The organism is Vibrio sp. 10N.222.48.A3, assembly GCF_041475345.1.
GTDB lineage: Bacteria > Pseudomonadota > Gammaproteobacteria > Enterobacterales > Vibrionaceae > Vibrio > Vibrio tasmaniensis_A.
Genome location: NZ_JBFRVX010001060.1, coordinates 1 through 2,484 on the forward strand (window position 1 = coordinate 1; position 2,484 = coordinate 2,484).

Consider the following 2,484-nt stretch of genomic DNA (forward strand, 5'->3'; position numbering starts at 1 on the left):
GAGATAGAGATAGAGATAAAAGTAGCGGGCATAAAAAAACCCAAGTAAGTACCTGGGTTAGAGTTACAAAAACCACTAATCATTAATAGCGTAAGGAACCTGATTAGTAGCCAGCTATGCGTAACCTGAGGGTTATTTTTATTACTGATCGGCGGCCAAACCAAATGATGTAATAAAAATGCCAATATAGAGCGACCTAACGGTCGCTCTTTTGTCTTTCTTATAAGGACAGCTTATCCTTTTACACCACCCGACGTCAAACCGCCAACTAACCAACGCTGAGCCAGTAAGAACACGATAGTAATCGGAAGTGCGGAAAGTACCGCTGCTGCCGCAAAGTCGCCCCATAAGTAGTTCTGAGGATATAGGTACTGCTGCATACCTACCGCTAGCGTGTAAGAGTTCACGTCCGATAATAGGATGGAAGCAACTGGTACCTCACCAACAACACCAATGAAAGATAAAATGAATACAACCGCTAGGATGGGTACTGACAGTGGTAATAGAACCAATCTGAACGCTTGCCAAGGTGTTGCGCCATCTAATGCTGCAGCTTCTTCCAAAGAGTTATCAATCGTCTCAAAGTAGCCCTTAATCGTCCAAACGTGTAATGCAATACCGCCCAAGTACGAGAAGATCAGACCGCCATGCGTATTCAAGCCTAAGAATGGGATGTATTGCCCTAATTTGTCGAACAGTGCGTAGATAGCCACTAGAGCCAATACCGCAGGGAACATTTGAAAAATCATCATCGCTTTCAGGATAGTTTCTTTACCTTTAAAGCGCATACGAGCAAATGCGTAAGCCGATGTTGTCGACAGTGTAACAATAAGAATTGACGTAATACCCGCTACTTTTATTGAGTTCCACAGCCAAGTCAGTACTGGGAATGGAGGCGGAGTAACTGAGCCATCAGCATTCGTCACTGACATACCCAGAGCCAATTTCCAGTGTTCCAAAGATGGGTTGTCTGGAATCAAGCTACCGGTTGCAAAGTTACCTTCGCGGAATGAGATAGCAATAATCATCAGTAGTGGGAAAATAATTAGCGCTAAGAAGCACCACAGCGCAATATGCGTTGCCCATACTCGGTATTTAAGGCTCTTACCTTGTACCATAGCCATTGTCGTGCTCCTTAATCTTGAGTCAATTTAGTGAAACGAAGGTTTAGTAACGCTAGGGCACCAACCAATAGGAAGATAAGCGTTGCGATTGCACTTGCTAGACCAAAGTCTTGACCACCACCGCCTTCGAATGCAATTCGGTACGTGTAGCTTACAAGCAAGTCTGTGTAACCCGCTGGCTCAGAAGTACCAATCATGTTCGGGCCACCGTTCGTCAATAGTTGAATCATGACAAAGTTATTGAAGTTAAAGGCAAACGCTGCAATCAATAGCGGTGTTAACGGTTTTATCATCAATGGAAAAGTGATTCGCTTGAAGTTATCAAGGAAGTTAGCACCATCGATTGCTGACGCTTCGTACAAATCTTCAGGAATCGCTTTTAGTAGACCCATACATAGAATCATCATGTAAGGGAAGCCTAGCCAAGTGTTAACAATCAACACCATGGTTTTCGCTAAGATCGGGTCGGAGAACCAGTTTGGGCTTAAACCAAAGATACTCTCAAGCACCATGTTAATCTCACCAAAGCTCTGGTTGAATAGGCCCTTAAAGATAAGAATCGAGATAAATGCTGGTACGGCGTAAGGCAAAATTAGTAGAACACGATACACAGCACGGCCTTTCAGCTCTTCCCACTGCACAACGTTTGCCAGAACCAAACCAATTGCAAGTGTGAAGGCTACCGTACAAATGGAGAATACAACCGTCCAAATAAAGATACTGATAAACGGTTCTTTGATGCCGTCATCTTTCCAAACACGTTCAAAGTTGGCTGTACCAATGTCTACAACAAATCCTGGAGAAATGGTGTTACCGATAAACTCACCTTTCTCGTCAACCGGTTGGTAGAAACCCACTTCCATGTTTGGTTTCAATATTTCACCAGATTCATTGTTGTATAACGTTTCCCCGTCATCTTGAAGAGTGTAAAGCGGTGCAACGGCAGCAAATTTACGTAAGCCGCTCATGCGGATGTCATCACCATTTGGCAGATGGAAATCGACACCACTGATCACAGAGCGATTTTGGATGATCGCTTTGATCTTCTCTTTTTCACCTTGTACAGAGTCAATTGCAGATAGGTCCATCTCTGTTGATGTCATGCCTTCCAGAGAAAATACATCAGTTGCTAACAGCTGGTCGCCATCTTTCACAACGATCTGGTGACCGTTATCTGTTTTGTACAAAGTAAATGGGTAGCTTTCACCGCTTTGGAATGAACGGTCTAAAAGAACGGTTTGAGTACGCTCTAGAGAGAGCTGGTTTTTTGCGCTGTAGTTAGTAAACGCAAGCCCTACGGTATATGCCAGTGGGAAAAGAATGAATAAGATCATTCCGGCAATACCGGGGTAAATATAAC

2 protein-coding genes are annotated in these 2,484 nt (G+C 43.8%); both read right to left on the minus strand.

Annotated features, from left to right (window positions below; genetic code table 11):
- Positions 1-233: 233 nt before the first annotated feature.
- A complete protein-coding gene (malG, locus tag AB4653_RS23585; RefSeq protein WP_009845806.1) occupies positions 234-1,124 on the minus strand; it encodes a maltose ABC transporter permease MalG in 891 nt (296 codons plus the stop codon).
- 11 nt (positions 1,125-1,135) lie between these two features.
- Positions 1,136-2,484 (minus strand): maltose ABC transporter permease MalF (gene malF / locus AB4653_RS23590; protein WP_372105461.1); only part of this gene is annotated, 1,349 nt, incomplete at its 5' end.

Excerpts from the sequence above, each read along its gene's own strand:
- malG (WP_009845806.1), bottom strand. The coding sequence starts at position 1,124 with ATGGCTATGGTACAAGGTAAGAGCCTTAAATACCGAGTATGGGCAACG.